This is a genomic window from Pseudomonas sp. MF6755 (assembly GCF_016405635.1).
Taxonomy (GTDB): domain Bacteria; phylum Pseudomonadota; class Gammaproteobacteria; order Pseudomonadales; family Pseudomonadaceae; genus Aquipseudomonas; species Aquipseudomonas haemolytica.
This window is the reverse complement of record NZ_JAEKDA010000001.1, coordinates 200,910-225,386: the sequence shown is the minus strand read 5'-3', so window position 1 is coordinate 225,386 and position 24,477 is coordinate 200,910. Positions and strand designations below refer to the sequence as shown.

Annotated in this window: 28 protein-coding genes and 1 pseudogene; 16 read left to right on the top strand and 13 right to left on the bottom strand. The window is 59.8% G+C overall.

Features of this window, described 5'->3' with window-relative positions:
- The first annotated feature begins 259 nt into the window (after window positions 1–259).
- Complete coding sequence (locus tag JFT66_RS01080; protein WP_003189869.1) at window positions 260–541, top strand: GNAT family N-acetyltransferase; 282 nt, start codon at window positions 260–262, stop codon at window positions 539–541.
- A 65-nt stretch (window positions 542–606) separates the two neighbouring features.
- Here JFT66_RS01080 and JFT66_RS01075 read toward each other — a convergent pair whose 3' ends face one another.
- Both JFT66_RS01075 and JFT66_RS01070 read right to left on the bottom strand, forming a co-directional pair.
- Window positions 607–1,683: a 3-deoxy-7-phosphoheptulonate synthase gene (locus JFT66_RS01075; RefSeq protein WP_198858616.1), complete on the bottom strand. Its 1,077-nt coding sequence runs from the start codon at window positions 1,681–1,683 to the stop codon at window positions 607–609.
- A gap of 130 nt (window positions 1,684–1,813) precedes the next feature.
- A complete protein-coding gene (locus JFT66_RS01070) occupies window positions 1,814–2,248 on the bottom strand; it encodes a PilZ domain-containing protein (protein ID WP_198858615.1) in 435 nt (144 codons plus the stop codon).
- Between JFT66_RS01070 and JFT66_RS01065 the strand changes: the two genes are divergently transcribed.
- The 5 genes from JFT66_RS01065 (at window position 2,247) to cysB (ending at window position 6,152) form a co-directional block, all read left to right on the top strand.
- Entirely contained in the window at window positions 2,247–2,633 is a 387-nt protein-coding gene (locus JFT66_RS01065; protein WP_198858614.1) for a thioredoxin, read from the top strand. The two genes, JFT66_RS01070 and JFT66_RS01065, sit on opposite strands and share 2 nt — an antisense overlap.
- Entirely contained in the window at window positions 2,630–3,592 is a 963-nt protein-coding gene (locus JFT66_RS01060; protein ID WP_153837804.1) for a putative 2-dehydropantoate 2-reductase, read from the top strand. Before JFT66_RS01065 ends, JFT66_RS01060 begins: the two co-directional genes overlap by 4 nt.
- 14 nt (window positions 3,593–3,606) lie before the next feature.
- A complete protein-coding gene (locus tag JFT66_RS01055) occupies window positions 3,607–4,524 on the top strand; it encodes a 5'-nucleotidase (RefSeq protein WP_153870580.1) in 918 nt (305 codons plus the stop codon).
- 48 nt (window positions 4,525–4,572) lie between these two features.
- On the top strand, window positions 4,573–5,073 hold the full coding sequence (locus tag JFT66_RS01050; RefSeq protein ID WP_034118850.1) for a universal stress protein: 501 nt from the start codon (window positions 4,573–4,575) through the stop codon (window positions 5,071–5,073).
- A 104-nt stretch (window positions 5,074–5,177) separates the two neighbouring features.
- Window positions 5,178–6,152 (top strand): HTH-type transcriptional regulator CysB, encoded by a 975-nt coding sequence (cysB, locus tag JFT66_RS01045; RefSeq protein ID WP_003189876.1) that lies wholly within the window; start codon window positions 5,178–5,180, stop codon window positions 6,150–6,152.
- Window positions 6,153–6,168: 16 nt separating this feature from the next.
- Here the strand turns inward: cysB and JFT66_RS01040 are convergent, their stop codons facing one another.
- The gene (locus JFT66_RS01040) at window positions 6,169–6,651 is read right to left on the bottom strand and encodes a GreA/GreB family elongation factor (RefSeq protein ID WP_034118851.1); all 483 of its coding nucleotides are present in this window, start codon (window positions 6,649–6,651) and stop codon (window positions 6,169–6,171) included.
- 5 nt (window positions 6,652–6,656) lie between these two features.
- Window positions 6,657–7,025: a hypothetical protein gene (locus JFT66_RS01035; RefSeq protein ID WP_198858613.1), complete on the bottom strand. Its 369-nt coding sequence runs from the start codon at window positions 7,023–7,025 to the stop codon at window positions 6,657–6,659.
- A gap of 132 nt (window positions 7,026–7,157) precedes the next feature.
- Between JFT66_RS01035 and earP the strand changes: the two genes are divergently transcribed.
- On the top strand, window positions 7,158–8,291 hold the full coding sequence (gene earP / locus JFT66_RS01030) for an elongation factor P maturation arginine rhamnosyltransferase EarP (protein ID WP_198858612.1): 1,134 nt from the start codon (window positions 7,158–7,160) through the stop codon (window positions 8,289–8,291).
- A 49-nt stretch (window positions 8,292–8,340) separates the two neighbouring features.
- On the top strand, window positions 8,341–8,913 hold the full coding sequence (locus tag JFT66_RS01025) for an elongation factor P (protein WP_003172723.1): 573 nt from the start codon (window positions 8,341–8,343) through the stop codon (window positions 8,911–8,913).
- A gap of 65 nt (window positions 8,914–8,978) precedes the next feature.
- On the opposite strand, the gene JFT66_RS01020 is transcribed toward JFT66_RS01025, so the two are convergent.
- The 3 genes and pseudogenes from JFT66_RS01020 to JFT66_RS01010 all read right to left on the bottom strand — a co-directional run bounded on the left by JFT66_RS01020 (window position 8,979) and on the right by JFT66_RS01010 (window position 10,722).
- Window positions 8,979–9,398, bottom strand: coding sequence for an organic hydroperoxide resistance protein (locus tag JFT66_RS01020; RefSeq protein ID WP_034118854.1), 420 nt, complete (start codon window positions 9,396–9,398; stop codon window positions 8,979–8,981).
- Window positions 9,399–9,636: 238 nt separating this feature from the next.
- Window positions 9,637–10,089: a MarR family winged helix-turn-helix transcriptional regulator gene (locus JFT66_RS01015; protein WP_198858611.1), complete on the bottom strand. Its 453-nt coding sequence runs from the start codon at window positions 10,087–10,089 to the stop codon at window positions 9,637–9,639.
- A gap of 80 nt (window positions 10,090–10,169) precedes the next feature.
- Window positions 10,170–10,722 (bottom strand): annotated as a pseudogene (locus JFT66_RS01010) (LysR family transcriptional regulator).
- Between the two features lie 108 nt (window positions 10,723–10,830).
- On the opposite strand from JFT66_RS01010, the gene JFT66_RS01005 reads away from it, so the two are divergent.
- The gene (locus JFT66_RS01005) at window positions 10,831–11,580 is read left to right on the top strand and encodes a sulfite exporter TauE/SafE family protein (RefSeq protein ID WP_034118856.1); all 750 of its coding nucleotides are present in this window, start codon (window positions 10,831–10,833) and stop codon (window positions 11,578–11,580) included.
- Here JFT66_RS01005 and JFT66_RS01000 read toward each other — a convergent pair.
- Window positions 11,570–12,451, bottom strand: a complete 882-nt coding sequence (locus JFT66_RS01000; protein ID WP_034118857.1) for a LysR family transcriptional regulator — start codon at window positions 12,449–12,451, stop codon at window positions 11,570–11,572. The two genes, JFT66_RS01005 and JFT66_RS01000, sit on opposite strands and share 11 nt — an antisense overlap.
- Before the next feature lie 70 nt (window positions 12,452–12,521).
- Here JFT66_RS01000 and JFT66_RS00995 point away from each other — a divergent pair, with 70 nt between their 5' ends.
- Complete coding sequence (locus tag JFT66_RS00995; RefSeq protein ID WP_034118858.1) at window positions 12,522–12,728, top strand: DUF1127 domain-containing protein; 207 nt, start codon at window positions 12,522–12,524, stop codon at window positions 12,726–12,728.
- Between the two features lie 45 nt (window positions 12,729–12,773).
- The gene (locus tag JFT66_RS00990; protein ID WP_198858610.1) at window positions 12,774–13,994 is read left to right on the top strand and encodes a winged helix-turn-helix domain-containing protein; all 1,221 of its coding nucleotides are present in this window, start codon (window positions 12,774–12,776) and stop codon (window positions 13,992–13,994) included.
- Here JFT66_RS00990 and JFT66_RS00985 read toward each other — a convergent pair.
- Window positions 13,984–15,330, bottom strand: a complete 1,347-nt coding sequence (locus JFT66_RS00985) for a class II 3-deoxy-7-phosphoheptulonate synthase (protein WP_078047560.1) — start codon at window positions 15,328–15,330, stop codon at window positions 13,984–13,986. The genes JFT66_RS00990 and JFT66_RS00985 overlap by 11 nt on opposite strands.
- A 124-nt stretch (window positions 15,331–15,454) precedes the next feature.
- Here JFT66_RS00985 and JFT66_RS00980 point away from each other — a divergent pair, with 124 nt between their 5' ends.
- A complete protein-coding gene (locus tag JFT66_RS00980) occupies window positions 15,455–16,210 on the top strand; it encodes a spermidine synthase (RefSeq protein ID WP_153870583.1) in 756 nt (251 codons plus the stop codon).
- A gap of 117 nt (window positions 16,211–16,327) precedes the next feature.
- On the opposite strand, the gene JFT66_RS00975 is transcribed toward JFT66_RS00980, so the two are convergent.
- The gene (locus tag JFT66_RS00975; RefSeq protein WP_034118862.1) at window positions 16,328–17,119 is read right to left on the bottom strand and encodes a crotonase/enoyl-CoA hydratase family protein; all 792 of its coding nucleotides are present in this window, start codon (window positions 17,117–17,119) and stop codon (window positions 16,328–16,330) included.
- 422 nt (window positions 17,120–17,541) lie between these two features.
- On the opposite strand from JFT66_RS00975, the gene JFT66_RS00970 reads away from it, so the two are divergent.
- A complete protein-coding gene (locus tag JFT66_RS00970; RefSeq protein ID WP_034118863.1) occupies window positions 17,542–19,215 on the top strand; it encodes a DEAD/DEAH box helicase in 1,674 nt (557 codons plus the stop codon).
- Window positions 19,216–19,332: 117 nt separating this feature from the next.
- Here JFT66_RS00970 and JFT66_RS00965 read toward each other — a convergent pair whose 3' ends face one another.
- A complete protein-coding gene (locus JFT66_RS00965; protein WP_198858609.1) occupies window positions 19,333–20,100 on the bottom strand; it encodes a DODA-type extradiol aromatic ring-opening family dioxygenase in 768 nt (255 codons plus the stop codon).
- 102 nt (window positions 20,101–20,202) lie between these two features.
- Between JFT66_RS00965 and JFT66_RS00960 the strand changes: the two genes are divergently transcribed.
- Window positions 20,203–20,859, top strand: a complete 657-nt coding sequence (locus JFT66_RS00960; RefSeq protein WP_198858608.1) for a thiopurine S-methyltransferase — start codon at window positions 20,203–20,205, stop codon at window positions 20,857–20,859.
- 55 nt (window positions 20,860–20,914) lie between these two features.
- Here the strand turns inward: JFT66_RS00960 and htpX are convergent, their stop codons facing one another.
- Window positions 20,915–21,802, bottom strand: a complete 888-nt coding sequence (gene htpX / locus JFT66_RS00955; RefSeq protein WP_034118866.1) for a protease HtpX — start codon at window positions 21,800–21,802, stop codon at window positions 20,915–20,917.
- A gap of 304 nt (window positions 21,803–22,106) precedes the next feature.
- Window positions 22,107–23,318: a pyridoxal phosphate-dependent aminotransferase gene (locus JFT66_RS00950; RefSeq protein ID WP_003209058.1), complete on the bottom strand. Its 1,212-nt coding sequence runs from the start codon at window positions 23,316–23,318 to the stop codon at window positions 22,107–22,109.
- 202 nt (window positions 23,319–23,520) lie between these two features.
- Here JFT66_RS00950 and msrB point away from each other — a divergent pair, with 202 nt between their 5' ends.
- On the top strand, window positions 23,521–23,913 hold the full coding sequence (gene msrB, locus JFT66_RS00945) for a peptide-methionine (R)-S-oxide reductase MsrB (RefSeq protein WP_034118867.1): 393 nt from the start codon (window positions 23,521–23,523) through the stop codon (window positions 23,911–23,913).
- A gap of 76 nt (window positions 23,914–23,989) precedes the next feature.
- Window positions 23,990–24,475, top strand: a complete 486-nt coding sequence (locus JFT66_RS00940) for a glutathione peroxidase (RefSeq protein ID WP_034118868.1) — start codon at window positions 23,990–23,992, stop codon at window positions 24,473–24,475.
- Window positions 24,476–24,477: the final 2 nt, after the last annotated feature.

Genomic DNA, 24,477 nt, shown 5'->3' with positions numbered 1-24,477 from the left:
TCTTAAGGTTCAACTGCCGGCAATGTTCAGGCTATCGGTCACCGGTTGATCGAGGCCCTTTCTATAACCACCCGGGGCAGGGAATGATGAGCGCACCTTGAGCAATCGCAGGATTGGTGCCTACTATTCCCTACGTGCTGGTTGTGAGCGCTCACGGTTTTCTCGTTGTCGAAACCGGCACGGGGTGGCGTAGATGTTCCTTCGCCGGAAAAACATCGGTAAGGTAGGGGTCGCAATCTTAGACCCGCGAGGAGTAGTGATGAGCGAGGCGTTGTCCATCCACCATGACCAGGCTGGTCATCAGTTCGAGACCAATGTGGACGGTCATCGTGCCTATCTGACCTATATGGACCTCGGGAAGCAGACCCTGGATATCTATCGCACATTCGTGCCCAACGCGTTGCGGGGGCGAGGCATTGCGGCCGCATTGACCGAAGAGGCCTTGAAGTTTGCCGAAGAGGCGGGCTATACGGTGATTCCGTCGTGCTCCTATGTCGAGCGCTATATGGAACGCCACCAGCGCCATGCCGCAAAGCTGTAAGCGATACTCGAAAGCATAAAAAAACGCCGGGCTTAGCCCGGCGTTTTTGCGTGCACAACTCAGGTTCAGCTGCGTTTGCGCTTGGGCAGCACGTCCTTGAGCTTGGCGTGCATGCTGCGCAGGGTGGTTTCGGTGGCAGCCCAGTCGATGCAGGCATCGGTGATCGACACGCCGTACTCCAAGTCGGCCAAGTCCTTTGGAATCGCCTGGCAACCCCAGTTCAAATGGCTCTCGACCATCAAGCCGATGATGGACTGGTTGCCTTCGAGGATCTGGTTGGCGACGTTCTCCATCACCAACGGCTGCAGGGCCGGGTCCTTGTTGGAGTTGGCATGGCTGCAGTCGACCATGATGTTCGGCTTGATCTTGGCCTTGTTCAGTGCCTGCTCGCACAGGGCGACGCTGACCGAATCATAGTTGGGCTTGCCATTACCGCCACGCAGCACCACGTGGCCGTAGGCATTACCCTTGGTGGTGACGATGGAGACGCCGCCTTCCTGGTTGATACCCAGGAAACGGTGAGGGCTGGAGACCGATTGCAGGGCATTGATCGCCACGGTCAGGCCGCCGTCGGTGCCGTTCTTGAAGCCTACGGCCGAAGACAGGCCGGACGCCATTTCGCGGTGGGTCTGGGATTCGGTGGTACGTGCGCCGATGGCCGACCAGCTGATCAGGTCCTGCAGGTACTGCGGGGAGATCGGGTCAAGGGCTTCGGTGGCGGTGGGCAGGCCCATTTCAGCCAGGTCCAGCAACAGTTTGCGACCGATGTGCAAGCCGTCCTGGATCTTGAACGAGTCGTCCAGGTACGGGTCGTTGATCAAGCCTTTCCAGCCCACGGTGGTACGCGGCTTCTCGAAGTAAACGCGCATCACCAGGTACAAGGTGTCGGACACTTCTGCCGCCAGCACCTTGAGGCGCTCGGCGTATTCGTGGGCGGCCTTGAGGTCGTGGATCGAGCAGGGCCCGATCACGACGAAGAGGCGGTGGTCGGTGCCATCGAGGATGTCGCGGATGACTTCGCGGCCCTTGGTGACGGTCTGCAGGGCAGCGTCGCTCAGGGGAATTTCGCGCTTGAGCTGATCGGGTGTGATCAGGGTCTCGTTGGATTCGACGTTAAGGTCATTGATCGGTAAATCAGCCATCGTGTTACTCGCCAGGGTCACGGGTGCCGGCCGCCAGCCATCCCCGTGCGGCGGGCACAGCATGATTTGAATACAGGGGGGAGGAACCTTAGCGCGTAACACTGGCCCGCGACAATGGGCAAAGTCCGGTTTAATCCAGCGCTGGCTGCACAACTGTCTCATGGGAGAACTCACCGGCATGGCGCGATACCCAATCGCGGGCCATGGCTTCGAGTTGCTGGGGCGACGGCCCGGCGTCTTCGTGCAGGCGGCAGTAGCGTTCGATCTGGCACACTTGCTCGCCCATCCGCGCACCGAACAAGGCATGTTCATCGGTAAAGCAAATACCGATGCGGTAACCATTTTCGACTTTGCGGCACCAGGCTACATAGCCCGGATAGCGCGCGCTGGGGCCCAGCGAGGGGATATGCAGGTCGACCGCTGTGCCAGCGCGCCAGGCATACGGCCAATTGCAGGCAACGCCGCCGCGACCGATAGTGTGCAGGCGTTGGCGGGGCAGGGCGGGAGAGGGACGTTGGATCAACTCGACAGCGACATCATCAGGGTGAGGTAGAAAACGACCCATGTACACGGACTCCGAGCGCCGTCCAATTGACGGCAGTGGCAGCAGTAAAGTGAAGGAACTGGAATTGACCGACCTGGATATTGACCAGCAATTGCTGGGATTGCCAGGCATTTCGCTGTTAGTGTTCACCAGTGCCGGTTGTTCCAGTTGCCGCTGGGCCCGCCAGCAATTGCCGGGCTGGCATTTGCCGGTGGACCGCGTGTGCTGGGTTGACGCCGGGCACAACGGTGGTGCGGTCGAACGCTACCAGATCTTTCATTTGCCGGCGTTGTTCCTCGTGTGCGAGGGTCAATTTCTTGGGCAATTACAGACACGGCTTACAGCATCCGATATTGCAGAGAGCGTGAACCAGGCACTCAGCCGTACACCAGAGGATTTGCCATGACAGCAGTTGAATCCCCGTCGCCACGCATTGGCATTATCGGCACCGGTGCTATTGGTGGTTACTATGGATTGATGCTGGCGCGTGCCGGCTTCGATGTGCATTTCCTGCTGCGCAGCGAATATGCAGCGGTCAGTGAACATGGCCTGCACCTCAACAGCGCGGTACATGGCCGCTTGCACCTGCATCCGGTACAGGCTTATGCCCGCGCCGCCGACATGCCGCCGTGCGACTGGCTGTTGGTGGGCACCAAGTCTACTGGCAACGTGGACCTGGCCCCGACCATCGCCCAAGTTGCGGCGCCGGATGCCAAGGTGGTGCTCCTGCAAAACGGCCTCGACGTGGAGGACAGTCTGCGCGAACACCTGCCGCCGTCGCTGCACCTGCTGGGTGGCCTGTGCTACATCGGTGTGCACCGCTCGGCTCCGGGCGTTGTCGAGCATCAGGCGCTGGGCCGGGTCAACCTGGGTTATCACAGCGGTACGGCTGCCAACGATGAGGCGCAGCAAAAGGCAATTGTCGAAGCAGGCGCCGGGCTGTTCCATCGAGCTGGCATCGAATCCCAGGCCATGGCCAACGTGCATCAGGCGCGCTGGCATAAACTGGTGTGGAACGTGCCGTATAACGGCCTCTCGGTCTTGCTGGGCACGGGGACCACGGCGATGATGGCTGACGAGTCCAGCCGCGAATTGATCCAGGCGCTGATGGCGGAGGTGGTGCAGGGCGCTCACGCCTGTGGCCATGAAATTCCCGCCAGCTACGCCGGGCAGATGTTCGCCATGACCGAAACCATGGACGACTACCTGCCCAGCATGTATCACGACCATGTGCACAAGCGCCCGTTGGAACTGGCGGCCATCTACGCCCGGCCTTTGGCCGCCGCCAAAGCGGCCGGTTGCGAACTGCCGCGCATGCAGGCGCTCTACCAGGCCTTGAGTTTTATTGATCGGCATAACCGCTGATTGGGGGAGACGCCATGGCGAAGGGATTGGGTGACAAGCTGGTGCTGGCGATTTCGTCGCGGGCGCTGTTCGACCTGAGTGACAGTCACAAGGTGTACCTGGCCGAAGGTGTAGAGGCTTACCGCAAATACCAGATTGAACATGAGGAAGAGACCCTCGAGCCCGGCGACGCCTTCCCACTGGTCAAGAAATTGCTGAGCCTGAATGCCAGCTTGGGACGTGCGCGGGTCGAGGTGGTGTTGGTGTCGCGTAACAGTGCCGATACCGGCCTGCGAGTATTCAACTCGATCCAGCATTACGGGCTGGATATTTCCCGCGCCGCTTTCGTAGGAGGGCGTAGTCCTTACCCGTATTTGGCCGCCTTCGGTTGCCATCTGTTTCTCTCGACCCATGCTGAAGATGTGCGCAGCGCCCTCGACGCCGGGTTTGCGGCGGCGACGATTCTGTCGGGCGGTGCACGTCGTGCTTCGAGTGAGGAACTGCGCATCGCATTCGACGGCGACGCGGTGTTGTTTTCCGACGAGTCCGAACGTGTCTATCAGGCCGGCGGCCTGGAAGCTTTCCAGGCCAGTGAGCGAGAGTCCGCGCGCGAGCCTTTGCACGGCGGCCCGTTCAAAGGCTTCCTGGCGGCGCTCAACTTGTTGCAGCGGGAGTTTGCCGATGACGCCTGCCCGATCCGTACCGCACTGGTCACTGCACGCTCGGCTCCATCCCATGAGCGCGTGATTCGTACGTTGCGTGAATGGGATATCCGCCTGGACGAGTCGCTATTCCTCGGTGGCCTGGAAAAAGCCGCGTTCCTGGAAGCCTTCGCCGCCGACGTATTTTTCGACGACCAGGCGGGTCATTGTGAGAAAGCCAGGGAGGTGGTGGCCACCGGGCATGTGCCCCATGGCATCAGTAATGAGTTGCAAATCCAGACCGAGAGCTAGCTGCTAAGCTCATTCAATCCCCGCCATCCTGGCAGTCCAGGAGGTTCTATGATTCGTTCGATGCTGTACGCCACGGACCTGGGTCTATATGCACCGTATGTGATGCAACATGCACTGGCGCTGGCGCGAACGTTCAAGGCTGACCTGTATGTGATCCACGTCGTCGAGCCCATCGGGCTGTTCGCCGAATCGGTGTTGCAGAGCTACCTTGATGAGAAGGCCCTGAGCGAATGGCAGAGCCAGGGGTTGAGCACGGTCATGGCGACGATTGAACAGCGGGTGCTGGACAGCTTTCGCGAGGAGTTGGGGGAAGGGGAGCAGGACCTGCAATTGATTCGCTCGGTCAGGGTGATCCAGGGGGACCCCTGCGAGGTGATTCTCGACCAACTGCGAAAACTTTCCGTCGACCTGCTGATCGTAGGTAGTCACAGCCAGGCAACCGGGGTGGCCGTGCCCCTTGGGCGTACTGCCGCACGGGTATTGCAGTTGTCCCCGGTACCGGTCTACTTGGTGCCGTCGCTGCAGCATCGGCGCAGTGATGATAGTTGATCGGTAGAAGTTGATAAAAAGTTCTAGATTTATCAGTCTAACCTTTAATATAGTTATATACCGTCGCTGATACCCGTGGCGTCTATCTGCTTTGAGGGATTCATATGAAGCTTCAACAACTGCGCTACATCTGGGAAGTGGCGCACCACGACCTCAACGTTTCCGCTACCGCTCAAAGCCTCTACACCTCGCAACCCGGTATCAGCAAGCAGATTCGCCTGCTCGAAGACGAGCTGGGCGTCGAAGTGTTCGCACGCAGTGGCAAGCACCTGACCCGCGTCACCCCGGCTGGCGAGCGCATCATCACCACCGCCGGCGAGATCCTGCGTAAGGTCGAAAGCATCAAGCAGATCGCCCAGGAATTCTCCAACGAGAAGAAAGGCACTCTGTCGATCGCCACCACCCACACGCAGGCGCGTTATGCATTGCCGCCGGTGATCCGTGATTTCATCAAGCAATACCCGGATGTGGCCCTGCACATGCACCAGGGCTCGCCGATGCAGATTGCCGAGATGGCCGCTGATGGCACCGTAGATTTTGCCATCGCCACTGAAGCGCTGGAACTGTTCGGCGACCTGGTGATGATGCCCTGCTACCGCTGGAATCGCTGCGTGGTCGTGCCCCAAGGTCACCCTTTGGCCAAGCTGCCGAAGCTGACCCTGGAAGCCTTGGCTGAATACCCAATCGTGACTTATGTGTTCGGTTTTACCGGGCGTTCCAAGCTGGACGAAGCTTTCAGCCATCGCGGCCTCACGCCCAAAGTGGTGTTCACCGCGGCTGATGCCGACGTGATCAAGACCTATGTTCGCCTCGGCCTGGGCGTGGGTATCGTCGCCAAGATGGCGGTCGACACCAACCTCGACAAAGACCTGGTGGTGCTGGATGCCAGCGAACTGTTCGAATCGAGCGTGACGAAGATCGGTTTCCGCCGCGGAACCTTCCTACGGGGGTTCATGTGCGATTTCATCGAGAAATTCGCACCGCACCTGACTCGCGAGGTGATGGCCAAGGCGATCCAGTGCCACAACAAGCAGGAGCTGGAAGAACTGTTCGACGGCGTGGAACTGCCCGTCCACTGATATCGCCTGCAACGGTCTATTTGGCCTCGGTAACCGTAAAGTGTTGCCGGGCGCCTGCCACCAGAATCTCCACCTCATCACCTTCAAACTTGCCCAGCAGGCTTTTGCCCAGGGGCGAGCGCGGGGTGATGACGGTCACCGGTTGTCCGACCACATCGACCTTCAAACCCGCCGCGTCCGGTGCCAGGAACAACCATTGCTGGCGACCCCTCTCGTCTTCCAGGCCCAGTAGCGTGCCTATCTCCACACCCCGCTGATCATCGAAAGCACGCAATTGCAGGTTCTGGCACAGCGCCAGCGACTGCTTGATTTCCTCGACTCGCTTGGCCTGCCCGGCCGCCAGGTAAGACGCCTCCAGGCCCAGGGTGTCGTATTTGTTCTCGGCAATGTTTTCTTCGTGGGTCGCAGTTTCGTAGGCGGTCTGCGCAGCACGTTGGGCGATATCGAGGTCGACGGTGAGTTTTTCCAGGATCAACTGGAGGACAGCGTGTTTATTCATGGTCTTCAATCGCAGAATTGCAGGACATTGGCCCGAGTCTTTTCACTGGGGGCGTTCTGGTCCTGTTGCAGCCAGAACTGGCATTTGGGGTTGGACAGGTTGCGTGCGTTGCTTCGGGCCTGGTCCGGGGCCTGTTGCTGTTCCTGTTTTTGCAGGTTCTGCTGGTACTGTTCGAACATGCGGTTCGGTGGCTCCGGCGCAGTGGCGGGCGGCTTGCCCAGTTGCTCAACTGCTTGGGCCACAGGCGCCAGGCTCTGCGGGAACAGGTAGCGAGACGCCAGCCAGGTGGTCAGCGCAATGGCGATAAAGCCCAGCCACACGCCTGTGGAAATGGCGATGCTGAGCTTGAACAGCGACAACGGGCGGTCAGACATGATGGCCTCCTGGCGGGGCTTAACGGTGCGACGGCGATTGTCGCACAGCCACTGTGCAGAATAATCGCGATCAAGCCTTCTGCATCGGCGCATTTATGCGGACAATCGAGGCTTTGATCGATGGAGCCCGGAATGAAAGCCCGCTGGGATATTTTTTGCAGCGTCGTCGACAACTACGGCGACATCGGCGTGACCTGGCGCCTGGCCCGGCAGTTGGTGGTGGAGCATGGCTGTGAAGTGCGTTTGTGGGTCGATGACCTGCGTGCCTTCGAGCGCATGTGCCCGGACATTGACGTGCAGGTGAGCCAGCAGTGGCAAGAGGGCGTCGAAGTGCGCCACTGGCCGACCGAATGGCCGGGCGCGCACTCGGCCGATGTAGTAATTGCCGCGTTTGCCTGCCAGCTACCGCTGGCGTACATGGACAGCATGGCCGAGTGTGATCGTCCGCCGTTGTGGATGAATCTGGACTACCTCAGCGCTGAAGACTGGGTGGTGGGTTGTCACTGCTTGCCGTCGGTGAAGTTCAAGGGCGTGCAGAAGTACTTTTTCTTCCCCGGCTTTCGCCCCGGTACCGGTGGCCTGTTACGTGAAGCCGGATTGTTGGAGCGGCGCCAGGCGTTTCAGCAGGATGACATCGCGCAGCAACAATTCCTGCAAACCCTGGGCGTATTCCCTGCGGCCGGTGCGCGATTGATGTCGTTGTTTGCCTATGAGAATCCCGGGCTGGCCGGTTGGTTGGACGTATTGGCAGCAGATAGGCACGAGACTCACTTGCTGGTACCGGAAGGGCGCATCCTTGGCGACATGCAGCGCTGGCTCGGGGTGGGCAGCTTGGCCGCGGGCGATATCCAGATGCGTGGCGCGCTGACGGTGCAAGTCATTGCATTCGTACGCCAGGAGCAATATGACCAGCTGCTGTGGTGTTGCGCGTTCAACGCCGTGCGCGGTGAAGACTCCTTCGTGCGCGCCCAGTGGGCAGGCAGGCCATTACTGTGGCACATCTATCGCCAGGACGAAGACATCCACCTGGACAAGCTCGATGCCTTCCTGGCGTTGTACACCGCCGCACTGTCGCCCTCCGCCAAAGCCGCTGTCGTTGCGCTTTGGCAGGCCTGGAACACGCAAGGCGATATGGCCCAGTCCTGGAAAATGCTCCTGGAACACTGGCCCGAGGTGAGCGGGCACGCTGAGAACTGGTGTCTGGAACAGGGCTTGCAAGCCGATCTTGCAACGGCGCTGGTACAGTTTTATGAAAGTTGGATATGATACGCCACCTTGATTTTTGTAAATCCCATCCAAATTTCGGATATATGCAATGAAAACTGGTAAAGAACTGAAACCCGGTACAGTGATCCGTCTCGAAAACGACCCTTGGCTGGTTCAGAAAGCTGAGTTCACCAAGTCTGGTCGTAACAGCGCAATCATGAAGACCAAGCTGAAGAACCTGCTGACCGGTTACAAGACCGAGATCGTCTACAGCGCCGATGACAAACTGGACGACGTGATCCTCGACCGCAAGGAAGCGACCCTGTCCTTCATCAGCGGCGACACCTACACGTTCATGGACACTACCGACTACACCATGTACGAGCTGAACGCTGAAGATATCGAAGCCGTTCTGCCGTTCATCGAAGAAGGCATGGAAGACGTCTGCGAAGCTATTTTCTTCGAAGAGCGCCTGGTTTCCGTAGAGCTGCCGACCACTATCGTGCGTAAGGTTGCCTACACCGAAGGTTCCGCTCGCGGCGACACTTCGGGCAAGGTGATGAAGCCTGCCAAGCTGAGCAACGGTACCGAACTGCAAGTGGCCGATTTCATCGAAATCGACGACCTGATCGAGATCGACACCCGCGAAGGTGGTTCGTACAAAGGTCGCGCCAAGAAGTAATTCTGGCCCCGCCGATACGAAAAAAAGCCCGACCTTGAGTCGGGCTTTTTTGTGGGCGTCTGTTTTCAGGCCGTTACATGCAAGCGCACATCAACATTGCCACGGGTGGCGTTGGAGTACGGGCAGACTTGATGGGCGGCGTCGACCAGGCTTTGCGCATCGTCCTGGGTCAGGCCCGGCAGGCTGATGTGCAGGTCAATGTCCAGGCCAAAACCACCGGGGATCTGGCCGATGCCTACGTGGGCGGTGATCGAGGCGTCATCCGGGATTTTGCGTTTGGTCTGGCTGGCGACAAATTTAAGCGCGCCGATAAAGCAGGCGGAGTAGCCGGCGGCGAACAGTTGCTCTGGGTTGGTGGCCTGGCCACCGGCACCGCCCAATTCCTTGGGGGTGGAGAGTTTTACGTCAAGGATGTTGTCGCTGGAAACTGCACGACCATCACGGCCGCCCGTGGCGGTAGCTACTGCTGTATAGAGCGCTTGCATGGGCATTCCTCTTGATTTGGTAGCGCTAATTATTTGTGCGCTAATTAGTTGGCGGGATCAATGTATAGCGCTAACGTTTAGCGCGCAATATATTTTTATAGACATTTTTTCGAGCCATGGAAAACCAACGTGGGAGGGGGCTTGCCCCCCGATAACGGTTTGTCAGCCACTCAATACTTAGCTGGCCCACCGCCATCGGGGGCAAGCCCCCTCCCACATTTTCAGTGCTTTGCTGCCTTTAGATTGCGTTCTGCAGATTGCCCCGCAATGCAATCAAGTCGGCTTGCAGCTTGCGCAATTGCTCCAGCGCCAACCCGCTGGCGCCGAGGATGCACTGGGGCACATCCTTGGCTTTACCCTGCAACGCGCGACCGGCGTCGGTCAGTTCCACCACCACCACTCGCTCATCTTCGCGGCTGCGGGTGCGGCTGAGCAGGCCCTCAGCTTCCAGGCGCTTGAGTAGCGGCGTCAGTGAGCCAGGGTCGGTCAGCAGGCGGCTGCTGATTTCACCGACGGTCAATCCATCCTCTTCCCACAGCACCATCATGGCCAGGTATTGCGGGTAAGTCAGGCCCAGGGCTTGGAGCAGGGGCTTGTAGACCTTGGTCATCAGCAGTGAGGTGGAGTGCAGGGCGAAGCACAACTGGTTATCCAGCAGCAGGGATTGGCAGGGCTCAGGGTTTTTGCTCATTGTGGTGCCTCGAAAAAACGTGTCTGTGCTGGAATCTAGCGGGCGAATCTTTAATGCGCCAGATAATTCTGCCCACGTGGTCAGACCAGGCCGTTTTGCAATGCCAGATCCCAAGGCGGCACCAGACTGAAGCGGGATTTGAGGTATTCGAGCAACAACCGACTTCTTGCATTGGGCTGTTGTTCAAGGTGCAACGCGTAAATGCCCGCGGTTTCCGGGATGGGCAAATCGTTTTCACAAAACAGTGGCAACAGTTCGCCATGTACCAGGTATTCGCTGGCCAGCCAGGACGGCAGGTGCGCAATGCCCAACCCGGCCAAATGCTGCGGGTGCATCCACCCGGATCAACCCTTCCGGCGCATGGCTCAGGGAGACCGCTTCGGCCCGGGCCAATTGCAATTCACTGACAATCCGCCGCGCCCGCTCGGCAAAGGCCAGGCCGGCCGGTGTGGGCACTACCGCATGGGTGCTGCGCGGGAAGAGGCGGCTGCCCACTGAGTTTTCCAGGCTGTCTATGCGCCGGGCTACGGCAGACGGCGTCAGCGGGTGGCGACGCGCGGCGGCGGAAAAGTTGCCGGTTTCCATCACATCGAGAAACAGGCCCAGTTGATCGGTCACGGTATTGGCGTTCATAGGCGAGCGCTTATGCGAGATTGGCATAGCCATTTTGCGTTGCTGTGCGTTTCCACGCCAGGGCGGACTGCGTAGCATGCCAATCTTGGGATTTCGGAGTATTGAGCGGTGTTGGATCTAGTCATGTACCTGCTATTGGGCGCGGCGTTGGGTACGGTGGGCGGGCTGTTTGGTATCGGCGGCGGGCTGATTGCTATCCCAGTGCTCGGCGTGCTGTTCGGCCTCGATCAGCAAATTGCCCAAGGCACCGCGCTGGTCATGGTGGTACCCAATGTGATGCTCGCCCTGTGGCGCTATCACCAACGTAATCGCATCGAATTGCGCCACGCCTTGCCGCTGGGCGTGATGGGCTTTTGCTTTGCCTGGCTGGGGTCGATCTGGGCGGTGGGGCTGGATGCCGGGGCTATGCGTATCGGTTTTATTGCTTTCCTGGTGGCGCTGTCGGCCTACAACCTGTTGCGTATGTTCACTCGAAACGCCCCGCCAACGGCGCAGATGCGTTACTCATGGCCCTGGCTCGGGGTATTGGGTGCGGCGTCCGGCTCCATGGGTGGATTGTTCGGGGTAGGTGGCGCGGTGGTGGCCACGCCGGTGCTCACCAGTGTCTTCGGCACCAGCCAAGTGGTCGCCCAAGGCTTGTCGCTGGCCTTGGCGCTGCCCAGCACGGGCGTGACCCTGGTCACCTATGCCTGGCACCATGAGGTGGACTGGATGATCGGCCTGCCGTTGGCGGTGGGGGGCCTGCTCAGTATCAGTTGGGGGGTGAAAGTCGCCCACGCCTTGCCCGAGCGCCTGTTGCGCGGCCTGTTCTGTGGCTTCCTCGTGGTGTGCGCGGTGATGCTGACCTTTAAAGTTTGAAGCCTTCGAGGATGTACTCGGCCAGGCATTCGGTGATCGGTGACGTCATCTGCGGGTTACGCAGCAAGCGCAGATTCATCGACGGCAACGGTGGAAAGCCTTCGTCGCTGCCGAGCACTCGCAGGTCTTCGGTGATCAGGCTTTCCATGCTGATCATGGTCGCCAGGCCAGCACTGACCACTGCCTGGATCGCCGCTCCGTTGGAGCTGTGGTAAGCCAGGCGATAATCGCGTCCGACTGCATCCAGTGCGGCGCGTGCCCAATGGGTGTACAGGCAATCGTCGCCGGAAATCGCCAGGGGCAGCGCATCGTGCTCATCCACGCAGAAGCACGGTGACGCTGCCCATACCATGCGCTCGGTGCGCAACAGCTCACCGATATCATTGCCGGGCTCGCGGCTGATAACAGTCAGCGCCAGGTCTCGCCGCTGCATCAATACGGTCGATGCTTCACAGTGCATCTCTATCTGAATCAGGGGGTACGCTTTGGAAAACTGCTTCAGAATCCCCGGTAGAAAGCGCATCACGTAGTCATCCGGCGTGCCGATGCGCACGAGCCCCACCATATGTGGCTCGCGCAGGGTATTGAACACCTCGCTGTGCAGTTTCAGAATGCGCCGCGCATAACCCAGCAGCACCTGGCCTTCGGGGGTGAGCCGTACCTGGCGGCCATCACGTTCGAACAGCTTGCGCTGCAGTACATCTTCCTCCAGTCGTTTCATCTGCATGCTCACCGCCGATTGGGTGCGGTTGATCAGTTCGCCAGCGCGGGTAAAACCGCCCTGGTCGGCGATGGCGACGAAGGTTCGTAGCACTTCTGTGTCGATGCTCGGGTAGCCGGACAATTGATCAATCTCAGAGATGTATTGCATAAGAAACATTCGTTGGATTGATCATAGCGCCAGGCCCACACTTTCGTCATCCCCACTGGAGGGCGAGAAGATGAAAGGTCAAAAAGGTTTCGTGTGGCTGCATAAATGGCCGCTTGCCGGGCTGTTCCATACGATCGCGCGTTGGCAACTGTTGCATCAGGAGCGCCATTTGCTGGCGACCTTGAACGATGACGCGCTCAAGGACATCGGGCTCAATCGCGCCGATGTTGAGCAGCAAGCCCATAGGCATTTATGGGGAGACCCGCTGCGAAAATAAGCCAGGATGCAGTAGGGTAGGGGGCGAGCTTCTATGGAGATTCCCATGTCCGCCGACCTGTCTTTTTCACTCAAGCAAGCTCGACGCATGGCGCTGGCAGCCCAGGGTTTTTCCGGGCGCCAGGCGCCTGCACAGATAAAGGCCGCTCACGTCAATCGACTGATCGAGCGCCTGGGCGTCGTACAGATCGACTCGGTCAACGCACTGGTGCGTTCCCATTACCTGCCGTTGTTTTCCCGCCTGGGCCAATACGCCCCGTTGATCCTCGAGCAAGCGGCCTGGAGTCAGGGCAGGCGGCGTTCGCTGTTCGAGTATTGGGGGCATGAGGCGTCGCTGCTGCCCATGTCGCTGTACCCGTTGATGCGTTGGCGCATGGAGCGGGCCAGGCAGGGGCAGGGGATCTATTCGCAGATGGCGCGTTTTGGCCGCGAACAGCAGGCGACTATCCAGCGCGTGCTGCGCAGCGTCGAGCAACAGGGCGCATTGGGGGCGGGCAGCTTATCGACCCGCGAGGAACGCGCCGGGCCTTGGTGGGATTGGAGTGATGAAAAGCACGCGCTGGAATGGCTGTTTGCCGCCGGTTTGGTCACCGTCGCGGGGCGGCGGGGATTTGAGCGACTCTATGATTTGCCGGAGCGTGTTATCCCTGGTGAAATTCTTCAAGCCTGCATGACCGAGGCCGAAGCTCTGCGCGGCTTACTGCTGCATAGCGCGACGGCGTTGGGCGTCGCCACCGAAAAGGACCTGCGCGATTACTTCCGCCTCGACCCCGCTGACAGCCGCATGCGCTTGGCCGAACTGGTCGAGGATGGGCAGTTGCTGACGTGCCAGGTGCAGGGTTGGAAACAACCGGCGTACTGCCTGCCGGAGCCGAAGGTGCCACGCAAAGTACCGGCGAGTGCCTTGCTGTCGCCGTTCGATTCGTTGATATGGGAGCGCAGCCGCACCGAGCGCTTGTTCGATTTCCGCTATCGGCTGGAGATCTACACCCCGCAAGACAAGCGGGTGTACGGCTATTACGTGTTGCCGTTTTTGCACAATGAGCGAATCGCCGCACGCGTCGACCTGCGGGCCGAGCGTGCCCATGGGCGCCTGGCGGTGCATGCAGTGCACGAGGAAGAACCGGGGCTGGATGACGAAGGCATGTTGGCGCTGGCGTTAAGCCTGCGGCAAATGGCCGACTGGCTGGGGCTGGAGCAGGTCCAGCTCAATTGCCAGCGGCCCAGTGCCGCCCGACTAAGGGCGGCGCTGTTGGTTAGCGTTTGACCTGCTTCAAGGTCTCGGCAATCAGGAACGCCAGCTCCAGCGACTGATCGGCGTTCATCCGCGGGTCGCAATGGGTGTGATAGCGGTCCGACAGGCCGTCTTCGGTGATCGGCCGTGCGCCGCCGATGCATTCGGTGACGTTCTGCCCGGTCATCTCGATATGAATCCCGCCGGCGTAGCTGCCTTCTGCCTGGTGCACCTGGAAGAACTCCTTCACTTCGCCGAGGATCTGCGCAAAGTCGCGGGTTTTGTAGCCGCTGCTGGCCTTGATGGTGTTGCCGTGCATCGGGTCGCTGCTCCACAGCACCTGCTTGCCCTCGCGCTGCACGGCGCGGATCAGGTTGGGCAAGTGGTCGCCGACCTTGCCAGCGCCCATGCGGGCGATCAGGTTGAGGCGGCCAGGGTCGTTGTCCGGGTTAAGGATGTCGATCAGGCGGATCAGGTCGTCCGGGTTCATGCTCGGCCCGACCTTCACGCCGATCGGGTTGTTCACCCCGCGCAGGAATTCGACATGGGCGCCATCCAACTGGCGGGTACGGTCGCCGATCCAGAGCATATGGGCCGAGCAGTCGTAGTAGTCGTTGGTCAGGCTATCGCGGCGCACGAAGGCTTGTTCATAGTTGAGCAGCAACGCTTCATGGGCGGTGAAGAAGCTGGTTTCGCGCAATTGCGGCGAGCTGTCCATGCCACAGGCGCGCATGAAGGCCAGGGTCTCGTCGATGCGGTCGGCCAGTTGGCTGTACTTCTCGGCCAGGGCGGAGTTGGCGATAAAGTCCAGGTTCCACTTGTGCACCTGGTGCAGGTCGGCGAAGCCGCCCTGGGCAAAGGCGCGCAACAGGTTGAGGGTGGCCGTGGACTGGTGGTAGGACTGCAACAGGCGGTCCGGGTCCGGCACACGGCTTTTTTCGTCGAAACCGATGCCGTTGACGATATCGCCACGGTAGGCGGGCAGGGTGACGCCGTCGATGGTTTCATCGTTGGCCGAGCGCGGCTTGGCGAATTGGCCGGCCATGCGCCCGACTTTCACCACCGGGCAACCGGCGGCGAAGGTCATGACAATGGCCATCTGCAACAGCACCTTGAAGGTGTCGCGGATTTTCGCGGCGGAAAACTCGGCAAAGCTCTCGGCGCAATCGCCGCCTTGCAGCAGGAATGCGCGCCCCTGGGTCACTTCGGCAAACTGGCGGCGCAACTCACGGGCTTCCCCGGCAAACACCAGCGGCGGGTAGCTGGCCAGGTTCTGCTCCACTTGCAGCAAGTGCGCAGCGTCCGGGTACTGGGGTTGTTGCTGGATTGGCAAGGCACGCCAGCTGTCGGGGCTCCAGGGTTGGCTCATCGTGAACTCGTGTGATGGGTGGATGTTGGGGCGCCAATGTTAGCAGCAATTAGTGCGTGACCTGTTGCTGCTGCTTGGCCGACAATCGCGCCTTTGCCGTGCGGTAAACCCTTTAGGAGTAGTGATGAGCGAGGAGCGTGTCGAGCACCTGCTGGCCGAAGTCCATGATGATTTCGGCATGATTCGTGTGCTTGAAGTGGCCGATTACCGTTTTCTCGAGTTTGGTGACGCCATCGAGCAAAGCTGTGTGTTCACCGCGGACCCGAGCTGGCTGGAGTATGACTACACCCGCGCCATGTTGATCGGCGCCTTATGCCATGAGCAGGCGGAGAGCGCGTTGTTCCTTGGCCTGGGGGCCGGCACGTTGACCCAGGCGTGCCTCAAGTTCCTGCAACTGGAAGATGTCGAGGCCATTGAGCTGCGGCCTGATGTGCCGCGCCTGGCGATTGAGTATCTGGGGCTGGACGACGACCCGCGTTTGTACATTCGCATTGGTGACGCGCTGCAATTGCTTGAAACCGCCGAATCAGCCGACCTGATTTTTGTCGACCTCTACACCGATGTCGGCCCGGGCGTGGGGCACTTGGCCTGGACCTTCCTGGAAAATTGCCAGAAGAAACTCAACCCCGGTGGCTGGCTGGTGATCAACCAGTGGGCGACCGATGACGGCAAACCGCTGGGCGCGGCACTGCTGCGTGGGTTGTACCACCGGCATTATTGGGAGCTGCCGGTGAAGGAGGGCAATGTGATTTTGCTGGTGCCTTCGGAGCTGGATCAAGAGCTGGATCTGGAGGCACTGTCGGCTCGCGCCGAAGCGTTGGCGCCACGATTGGGGTACTCGTTGCAGCCGTTGATCAAGGCAATTCGGCCGGCTACGTAGTCGCCTGTACCGACGTCATCGCGGGCAAGCCCGCTCCCACAGGGGAATGCATTTCAACCTGTGGGAGCGGGCTTGCTCGCGAAGAGGCCATCACTGTCGCCAACACGTCCAGGCTGTTCAAATACCCTTGAACACCCCCGGGCGCTTCTCAAGCATCGCCCGCACGCCCTCTTTGGCATCTTCACTGTTAAGCAACTTATCCACCATCGGCGGTAATGCGGCGGCTGCGACGGCTTCGCCTTCCATCCGCGCCTGGCGCGCCGACATCAACGTCGCCTGTACGCCGAGCGGCGCCTGGCGGGCAATTCGGTTTGCCAGTTCGATGGCGCGGGGCAGCAGGTCCTCGCTGGCCATCACTTCCTGCACCAGCCCCAGGCGCAAAGCTTCATGGGCGTCGAACTCATCGCCGGTGAGCAACCAGCGCATCGCATTGCCCCAGCCGGCAATCTGATGAAAGCGCAATGTCGCACCACCAAACGGAAAAATCCCACGCTGCACTTCCATTTGCGCAAAGCGCGTATTGCTGGCGCAGAGGTTGATATCCGCCGCCAACATCAACTCGATACCAATTGTCAGGCAATAGCCCTGGGCCGCGACGATCACCGGTTTGCTCACCCTGGGGCCGGCGAATACGCCCCAGGGATCGCATCCTCCCAGCGGCGGCTGCCAGCCGCCCGCCATCACCGCGCTGACATTGGCCAGGTCCAGCCCGGCGGTAAAGTGTTCGCCGTGAGCAAACACCACGGCCACCCGCGCGTCATCGTTGCGATCAAATTCGCCATAGGCCAGGCTCAGCTCGTTGAGCAAATCCAGGTCGAAGGCGTTGCGTTTGGCCACGCGGTCCAGGCCCAGCAACAGAACATGGCCCTCAAGTGCACGGCTGACACGGCTGCTGCTGGGTTGATTCATCGGGTGTGCCCTCGGGCGCGGGTAAAGTTTTAGACCAAAGGGTCTGTGTGGGTGGGTGAACCGTTTAAGCGTCATGACCAGCAGGGCCGGGCCTTTGAAAAATAGACCTTGGCGTGGATATCTGCAAAGACCGTGACGCAGCGCGGTTTATCAGTGCGTTGCGATAAAAAAAGCTCCCTTTTTCAGGTATTTCCGGTATAGTGCGCGCCGGCCTTTAACCGGGCCGCGTTTAGGTAGCGCAATTCCCCGAAGTCAGCTTCGGCTGCACGTCCGCACAGCGGACTCTCCCTTGACGAATCTTTTTCATTCATTCGTTTTCGCAAATCCCCGCCGACAAAGCAGCCAGGGCGACTCTTGAGTCTCAACACGGCATGCGCAGCTTTGGAGCATGGGTCTTTGCGGATGCACTTAGAGGCAGACCCATGACCCAGGAAACCGGCGGCTTCGCCGCTTTTAATCTTAACCCGAATATTCTTGCTGCCGTCATCGCGACTGGCTACGAAGAACCTTCGGCGATTCAGCAGCAATCGATCCCGATCATCATGGCCGGCCAGGACATGATTGGCCAGGCCCAAACCGGTACCGGTAAAACCGCCGCGTTCGCCCTGCCTATCCTGCACTGCATCGATCCTGCCAAGCGCGAGCCGCAAGCCCTGATCCTGGCGCCAACCCGTGAGTTGGCGCTGCAAGTAGCAACCGCTTTCGAAACCTACGCCAAGCAGATGCCGGGCGTTACCGTTGTGGCCGTTTACGGCGGCGCGCCTATGGGCCCACAACTGAAAGCCATCCGTAATGGCGCACAGATCGTCGTTGCCACCCCAGGCCGTCTGTGCGACCACCTGCGTCGTGACGAGAAAGTCCTGTCGACCGTGAACCACCTGGTTCTGGACGAAGCTGACGAAATGTTGAAGCTGGGCTTCATGGATGACCTGGAAGTCATCTTCAAGGCGCTGCCTGCGACCCGTCAGACCGTATTGTTCTCGGCCACACTGCCGCAGTCCATCCGTGCCATTGCCGAACGCCACCTGCGCGATCCGCAACACGTGAAGATCCAGACCAAGACCCAGACCGTTACCGCGATCGAACAGGCTCACCTGTTGGTTCACGCTGACCAGAAGACCTCGGCTGTATTGAGCCTGCTGGAAGTCGAAGACTTCGACGCCCTGATCATGTTCGTACGCACCAAGCAAGCGACCCTGGACCTGGCCAGTGCCCTGGAAGCCAAAGGCTACAAAGCCGCTGCGCTGAACGGTGACATCGCCCAGAACCAACGTGAGCGCGTGATCGACTCCCTCAAGGATGGCCGTCTGGACATCGTTGTAGCGACCGACGTTGCTGCTCGTGGCCTCGACGTTCCACGTATCACCCACGTGTTCAACGTTGATATGCCTTACGATCCAGAGTCCTACGTTCACCGTATCGGCCGTACCGGCCGTGCCGGTCGCGAAGGTCGTGCACTGCTGCTGGTGACTCCACGTGAGCGCCGCATGCTGCAAGTGATCGAGCGTGTAACCGGTCAGAAGGTTGCCGAAGTGCGTCTGCCGGATGCCCAGGCTGTTCTCGATGCCCGCATCAAGAAACTGACCAACAGCCTGTCGCCGCTGGTGGCTGACGCTGAATCGACCCACGGCGACCTGCTGGACCGCCTGACTGCCGATATCGGTTGCACCCCGCGTGCCCTGGCTGCAGCGCTGCTGCGCAAAGCTACCAACGGTCAGGCCCTGACCCTGGCAGCCATCGAGAAAGAGCGCCCACTGGTGCCGAACAACGCGCCACGCGGTGATCGTCCAGAGCGTACCGGCGACCGTCCAGACCGTGGTGATCGTGAGCGTCGTGCTCCGGTTCCATTGGCTGAAGGCCGTGCTCGTTGCCGTACCGCGCTGGGTGCGCGTGATGGTATCGCTGCCAAGAACCTGCTGGGCGCTATCCTCAACGAGGGTGGCCTGGCACGTGAAGCTATCGGTCGCATCCAGGTGCGTGACAGCTTCTCCCTGGTAGAGCTGCCGGAAGATGGTCTGGAAAAACTGCTGGCCAAGCTCAAAGATACGCGCGTTGCCGGTAAGCAGCTCAAGCTGCGTCGCTACCGCGAGGATTGATCTGCCCTTGGGTTGATTGATCGCACATAAAAAAATCCCCGACTGGTTCGGGGATTTTTTTTGCCTGGAATTTCAGGGTTGGGATCTGTACTCGATCCAATGTGGGAGGGGCTTGTGTCAGTCGAATCGATAGATGTCCATGCCCAATGCCCCCATGGTGAATCCTTGGTGCGCCAACCCGAATTCCCCACCTGCGCCTCGCGCAAAATACAGCGGCAGCAAATGCTCGTCGCTGGGGTGGCTGCGCACTGCATGGGGCGCTTGGTGGCGATAGTCATGTAAGGCCGCTTCGTCGTTGGCAGCGAGTTTGTCGACCACCCAATCGCGAAACTCCCGAGCCCACGGTGTAATGGTCTCCGGCCCGGCGCGCCAGTCCAGCTCACCAAGGTTATGGGTGATGCTGCCGGAGCCGATTAGCAATACTCCTTGCTCGCGCAAGCTGGAAAGGGCATGCCCAACACGGGTTTGCAGGGCAGGGCCCATGCGGCTGGGCAAGGAGACTTGCACCACGGGAATGTCGGCCGCCGGGTACATCAGCGACAGGGGCACCCAGGTGCCATGGTCGAAGGGCCGTTGATCATCGATGTGTGCATTCAGGCCGTCAGCCTGTAATAAATCGACAATTTCATTCGCCAGCCCTGGATCACCAGGCGCAGGGTATTGCACGGCAAACAGCTCGCGAGGGAATCCACCAAAGTCGTGCCAGGTTTCGGGAGCGGCGCTGCCGCTGACCAACAGTTCGTGGCTTTCCCAATGCGCCGATACGACTACGATCGCCTTTGGCCGAGGCAGCTCTGCGGCCAGGCGCAACAATGCGGGCCCGCTGGCACCCGGCTGCAACGCCAGCATGGGCGAACCGTGGGAGATAAACAGGCTGGGGAGCATAGGAGGGGTCCTGAGGGTTAACATGGGCCCATCTTCAATCAGATCATCGATCTAAATCTAATATAAGTTTTAGCGCCTTTTAATCGAATTTTCAGGTGATTTATGCAGCCTAAATTTTGGCAGGAACGCTGGGAAAGCAACCAGATCGGTTTCCATCAGCCCCAGGTCAACCCTTATCTACAACGGCAGTGGCCAACACTGGCGCTGGCCAAGGGCGCGAAGGTCCTGGTGCCCTTGTGTGGCAAAAGCCTGGATTTGATATGGCTGGCGAGCCACGGGCATCACGTGATGGGCGTGGAGCTGTCTGAGCAGGCCGTGGAGGCTTTCTTCAGCGAGCAGGGGCTTGCGCCGCAGATCAATCAAAGAGGCGCGTTCAAGGTGTATCAGGCGGGCCTGATCGAAGTCTGGTGCGGTGATTTCTTCGACCTCGATGCTGACGTCCTGGCCGAATGCCAGGCGCTGTATGACCGTGCGGCGTTGATCGCCTTGCCGCCGCTGATGCGGGTGCAATACACAGAGCATCTTAATGCCTTGCTGGCTCCAGGCTGCCTGGGGCTGCTGATCACTTTGGACTACGACCAGGCGCAGAAGGCCGGCCCGCCATTTGCCGTTACGGATGAGGAAGTGCGGTTGCTGCTGGGGCTGCATTGGGCTTTGGAGCGGATCGAGGAGCAGGACATTCTCGCCGAGAGTTGGAAGTTTGTGCAGGACGGCGTTACCCGTCTTGAAGAGCGCGTTTACCGGCTGGCCAAGGCGTAGAGACACGGCCACGAAAAAGGGGCGATTCAATCGCCCCTTTTGGTATTTCCGGTTATCAGCCCCGGCGACGCAGTGCGTCGATCCGCTCTTCCAGTGGCGGGTGGCTCATGAACAGGCGAGCCATGCCCTGTTTGATACCACCGTTGATGCCAAAGGCGGTCAGGCTGTCCGGCATGTGCACCGGCAGGCCCTGCTCGGAGCGCAAGTGTTGCAGCGCCGCGATCATTGCCCCGGTGCCGGCCAGGCGCGCGCCTGCTTCGTCTGCGCGGAACTCGCGTTTGCGCGAGAACCACATGGTGATTGCGCTGGCCAGGAAGCCCAGCACCACCTCAGCAAAGATGGTCGCCACGAAGTAGGCAATGCCACGGCCTTCTTCGTTCTTGAAGATCACCTTGTCGACAAAATTGCCGATGATCCTCGCGAAGAACATCACGAAGGTGTTCACCACGCCTTGCACCAGCGCCAGGGTGACCATGTCACCGTTGGCCACGTGGCCGATTTCATGGGCCAGTACCGCTTTCACTTCCTCATATGAGAAGCGTTCGAGCATGCCCTGGCTGACGGCGACGAGCGCGTCGTTCTTGTTCCAACCGGTGGCAAAGGCGTTGGCTTCATAGGCCGGGAAGATCCCGACCTCGGGCATCTTGATACCCGCCTCGCGGGACAGTTGCTCGACGGTCTGCAGCAACCATTGCTCATGCCGGGTGCGTGGTTGGGTGATGATCTGGGTGCTGGTACTCATCTTCGCCATCCACTTGGAGATGAAGAGCGAAAACAGCGAGCCGGCAAAACCAAAGACCGCACAGAAAACCAGCAGCTGATTGAGGTTCAGGTCAACCCCGTTGGCCGCCATGAACCCGTTGAAGCCGAAAAGGCTCAGGGTGATGCTGGCAATCAGCACGACCGCCAGGTTAGTGGCCAAGAACAGCAGGATGCGCATCATGGTTGTAGGGTTCTCCTCATGCTTAATATGTCGCGTACTGCGGGGTATATAAGGTGCGGGATGGGGTGATTCAACCGAGCGACTATTTCAAACTGTGTCCTACAGCTTGAACGTAGGGCCTTGAAGGGATTTTCCGACCTGTATTGTCGGCCATGACCAGCGCGAGGCTGCCTTGACGCCCCTTGATTATAGGGGGTACGCCACCGGCAGCAGGCAAGTGAAATACAACTGCAAGTAAGCGACAAAGAAGTGTTGCGAGATAATCACTGTACGACTCAGTGTGAGTCGTACAGCGTCAATGTCCCTACTGGCGATAGGATTTCAGGAAGTTGCCGATGCGACCAATTGCCATTTCCAGGTCATCCACTCGTGGCAAGGTTACTACGCGGAAGTGATCCGGCCATGGCCAGTTGAACGCGGTACCCTGCACCACCAGCAGTTTCTCCGACAGCAGCAGGTCGAGCACGAACTTCTCGTCGTTGAGGATCGGGCAGACTTTCGGGTCGATCCGCGGGAACGCGTACAACGCGCCCATGGGCTTCACACAGCTCACGCCCGGAATCGCATTGAGCAGCTCCCAGGTGCGGTTACGCTGCTCCAGCAGGCGACCTTGGGGCAAGACCAGGTCGTTGATGCTCTGGTAGCCGCCGAGGGCGGTCTGGATGGCATGCTGGCTCGGCACGTTGGCACACAGTCGCATGTTGGCCAGCATGTCGATGCCTTCGATGTAGCTCTGGGCGTTGTGCTTGGGACCGGAGATGGCGATCCAGCCGGAGCGGAAACCTGCGACGCGGTAGGACTTGGACAGGCCGTTGAAGGTCAGGCACAGCAGGTCCGGGGCCAGGGAGGCGGTGCATATATGTACCGCGTCATCGTAGAGGATCTTGTCGTAGATCTCGTCGGAGAACACCACCAGGTTGTGCTGGCGCGCCAGCTCGAGCATGCCCAGCAGTACTTCCCGGGAGTACACGGCGCCAGTGGGGTTGTTCGGGTTGATGATCACCAGGGCCTTGGTATTCGGAGTAATCTTGGCCTTGATGTCGGCCAGGTCCGGGAACCAGTCGGCGCCTTCGTCGCACAGGTAGTGCACCGGATGGCCGCCCGCCAGGGTCACGGCGGCGGTCCACAGCGGGTAGTCCGGTGCTGGCACCAGGACTTCATCGCCGTTGTTGAGCAGTGCCTGCATCGACATTACGATCAGCTCGGACACGCCGTTGCCCAGGTAGATGTCCTCGATGCCGACACCTTCAACCTGCTTTTGCTGGTAGTACTGCATCACCGCCTTGCGCGCACTGAACAGGCCCTTGGAGTCGCTGTAGCCTTGGGCGGTCGGCAGGTTGCGGATCACATCCTGGAGGATTTCGTCCGGCGCTTCGAAACCAAACGGCGCCGGGTTGCCAATGTTCAGCTTGAGGATGCGATGGCCTTCCTCTTCCAGGCGTTTGGCGTGCTTGAGCACTGGGCCGCGAATGTCGTAGCAGACGTTGGCGAGCTTGTTCGATTTGCTGACCTGCATGGCGATGTGATCCTGAAAATGAACGATCCAGACGGCGTAGGCACTACCGTAGGGTGAAAACTGCGTAGCCCGCACCCATAAATACGTTTGAATGCCGCTGGCGCGGGTGCCAGACTGGCGTTTTGAAGAGGCGCAATCATACGTGCCGCCTGATCCATGGAAAAGACACAGATCAGGGTTTTTCAGTTGCCGAGGTATACCTATGGAAAAGTTGCAGAAAACCGTGGATGAATGGAAGGCGATGCTCGACCCGGAGCAGTACAACGTGTGCCGTCTCAAAGGCACCGAGCGACCGTTCAGCGGCAAGTACAACGCCACCAAGACCGATGGTGTGTACCACTGTATTTGCTGCAACGAGCCGCTGTTCGATTCCAAGGCCAAGTTTGACTCTGGCTGCGGCTGGCCCAGCTTCTATGAGCCGATTGCCGACCGCGCGATGGTCGAAATCCGCGACGTCAGCCACGGCATGATCCGTACCGAAGTCACCTGCGCCAAGTGCGACGCGCACCTGGGGCACGTGTTCCCGGACGGTCCGCCGCCTACTGGGCTGCGATATTGCATCAACTCGGTGTGCCTGGACCTGGTGCCGCGCTAGGCGTCAGGTTGTAAACCGGTCCAAATGGGGGAGCACGCCTAGGGTTCCTCTTCTTCCGCTGACTTGAGGCATTGCCATGAGCGACTCACTGTTGAGCATCCCGTGCACCACCATCAAGGGTGAGCAAAAGACCTTGGCCGATTTCGCCGGCAAGGCCATTCTGGTGGTCAACACCGCCAGCAAATGCGGCTTCACCCCGCAGTACAAAGGGCTGGAGCAACTTTGGCAGCAATACAAGGATCAGGGCCTGGTAGTGCTCGGCTTTCCCTGCAATCAGTTCGGTAAGCAGGAGCCCGGTAACGAAGACGCGATATCCGAGTTCTGTGAGCTGAACTTCGGCGTCAGTTTCCCGCTGTTCAAGAAAATCGATGTCAACGGCAGCGATGCCCACCCTTTGTTCGTTCAGTTGAAAAAACAGGCTCCGGGGCTGCTGGGTTCCAAGAACATCAAGTGGAACTTCACCAAGTTCCTCATCGGCCGTGACGGCAAGCTGATCAAGCGATTTGCGCCGACGACCAAGCCCCAGGCCTTGACCCAGGAGATCGAAGCCCTGCTCAAATGACC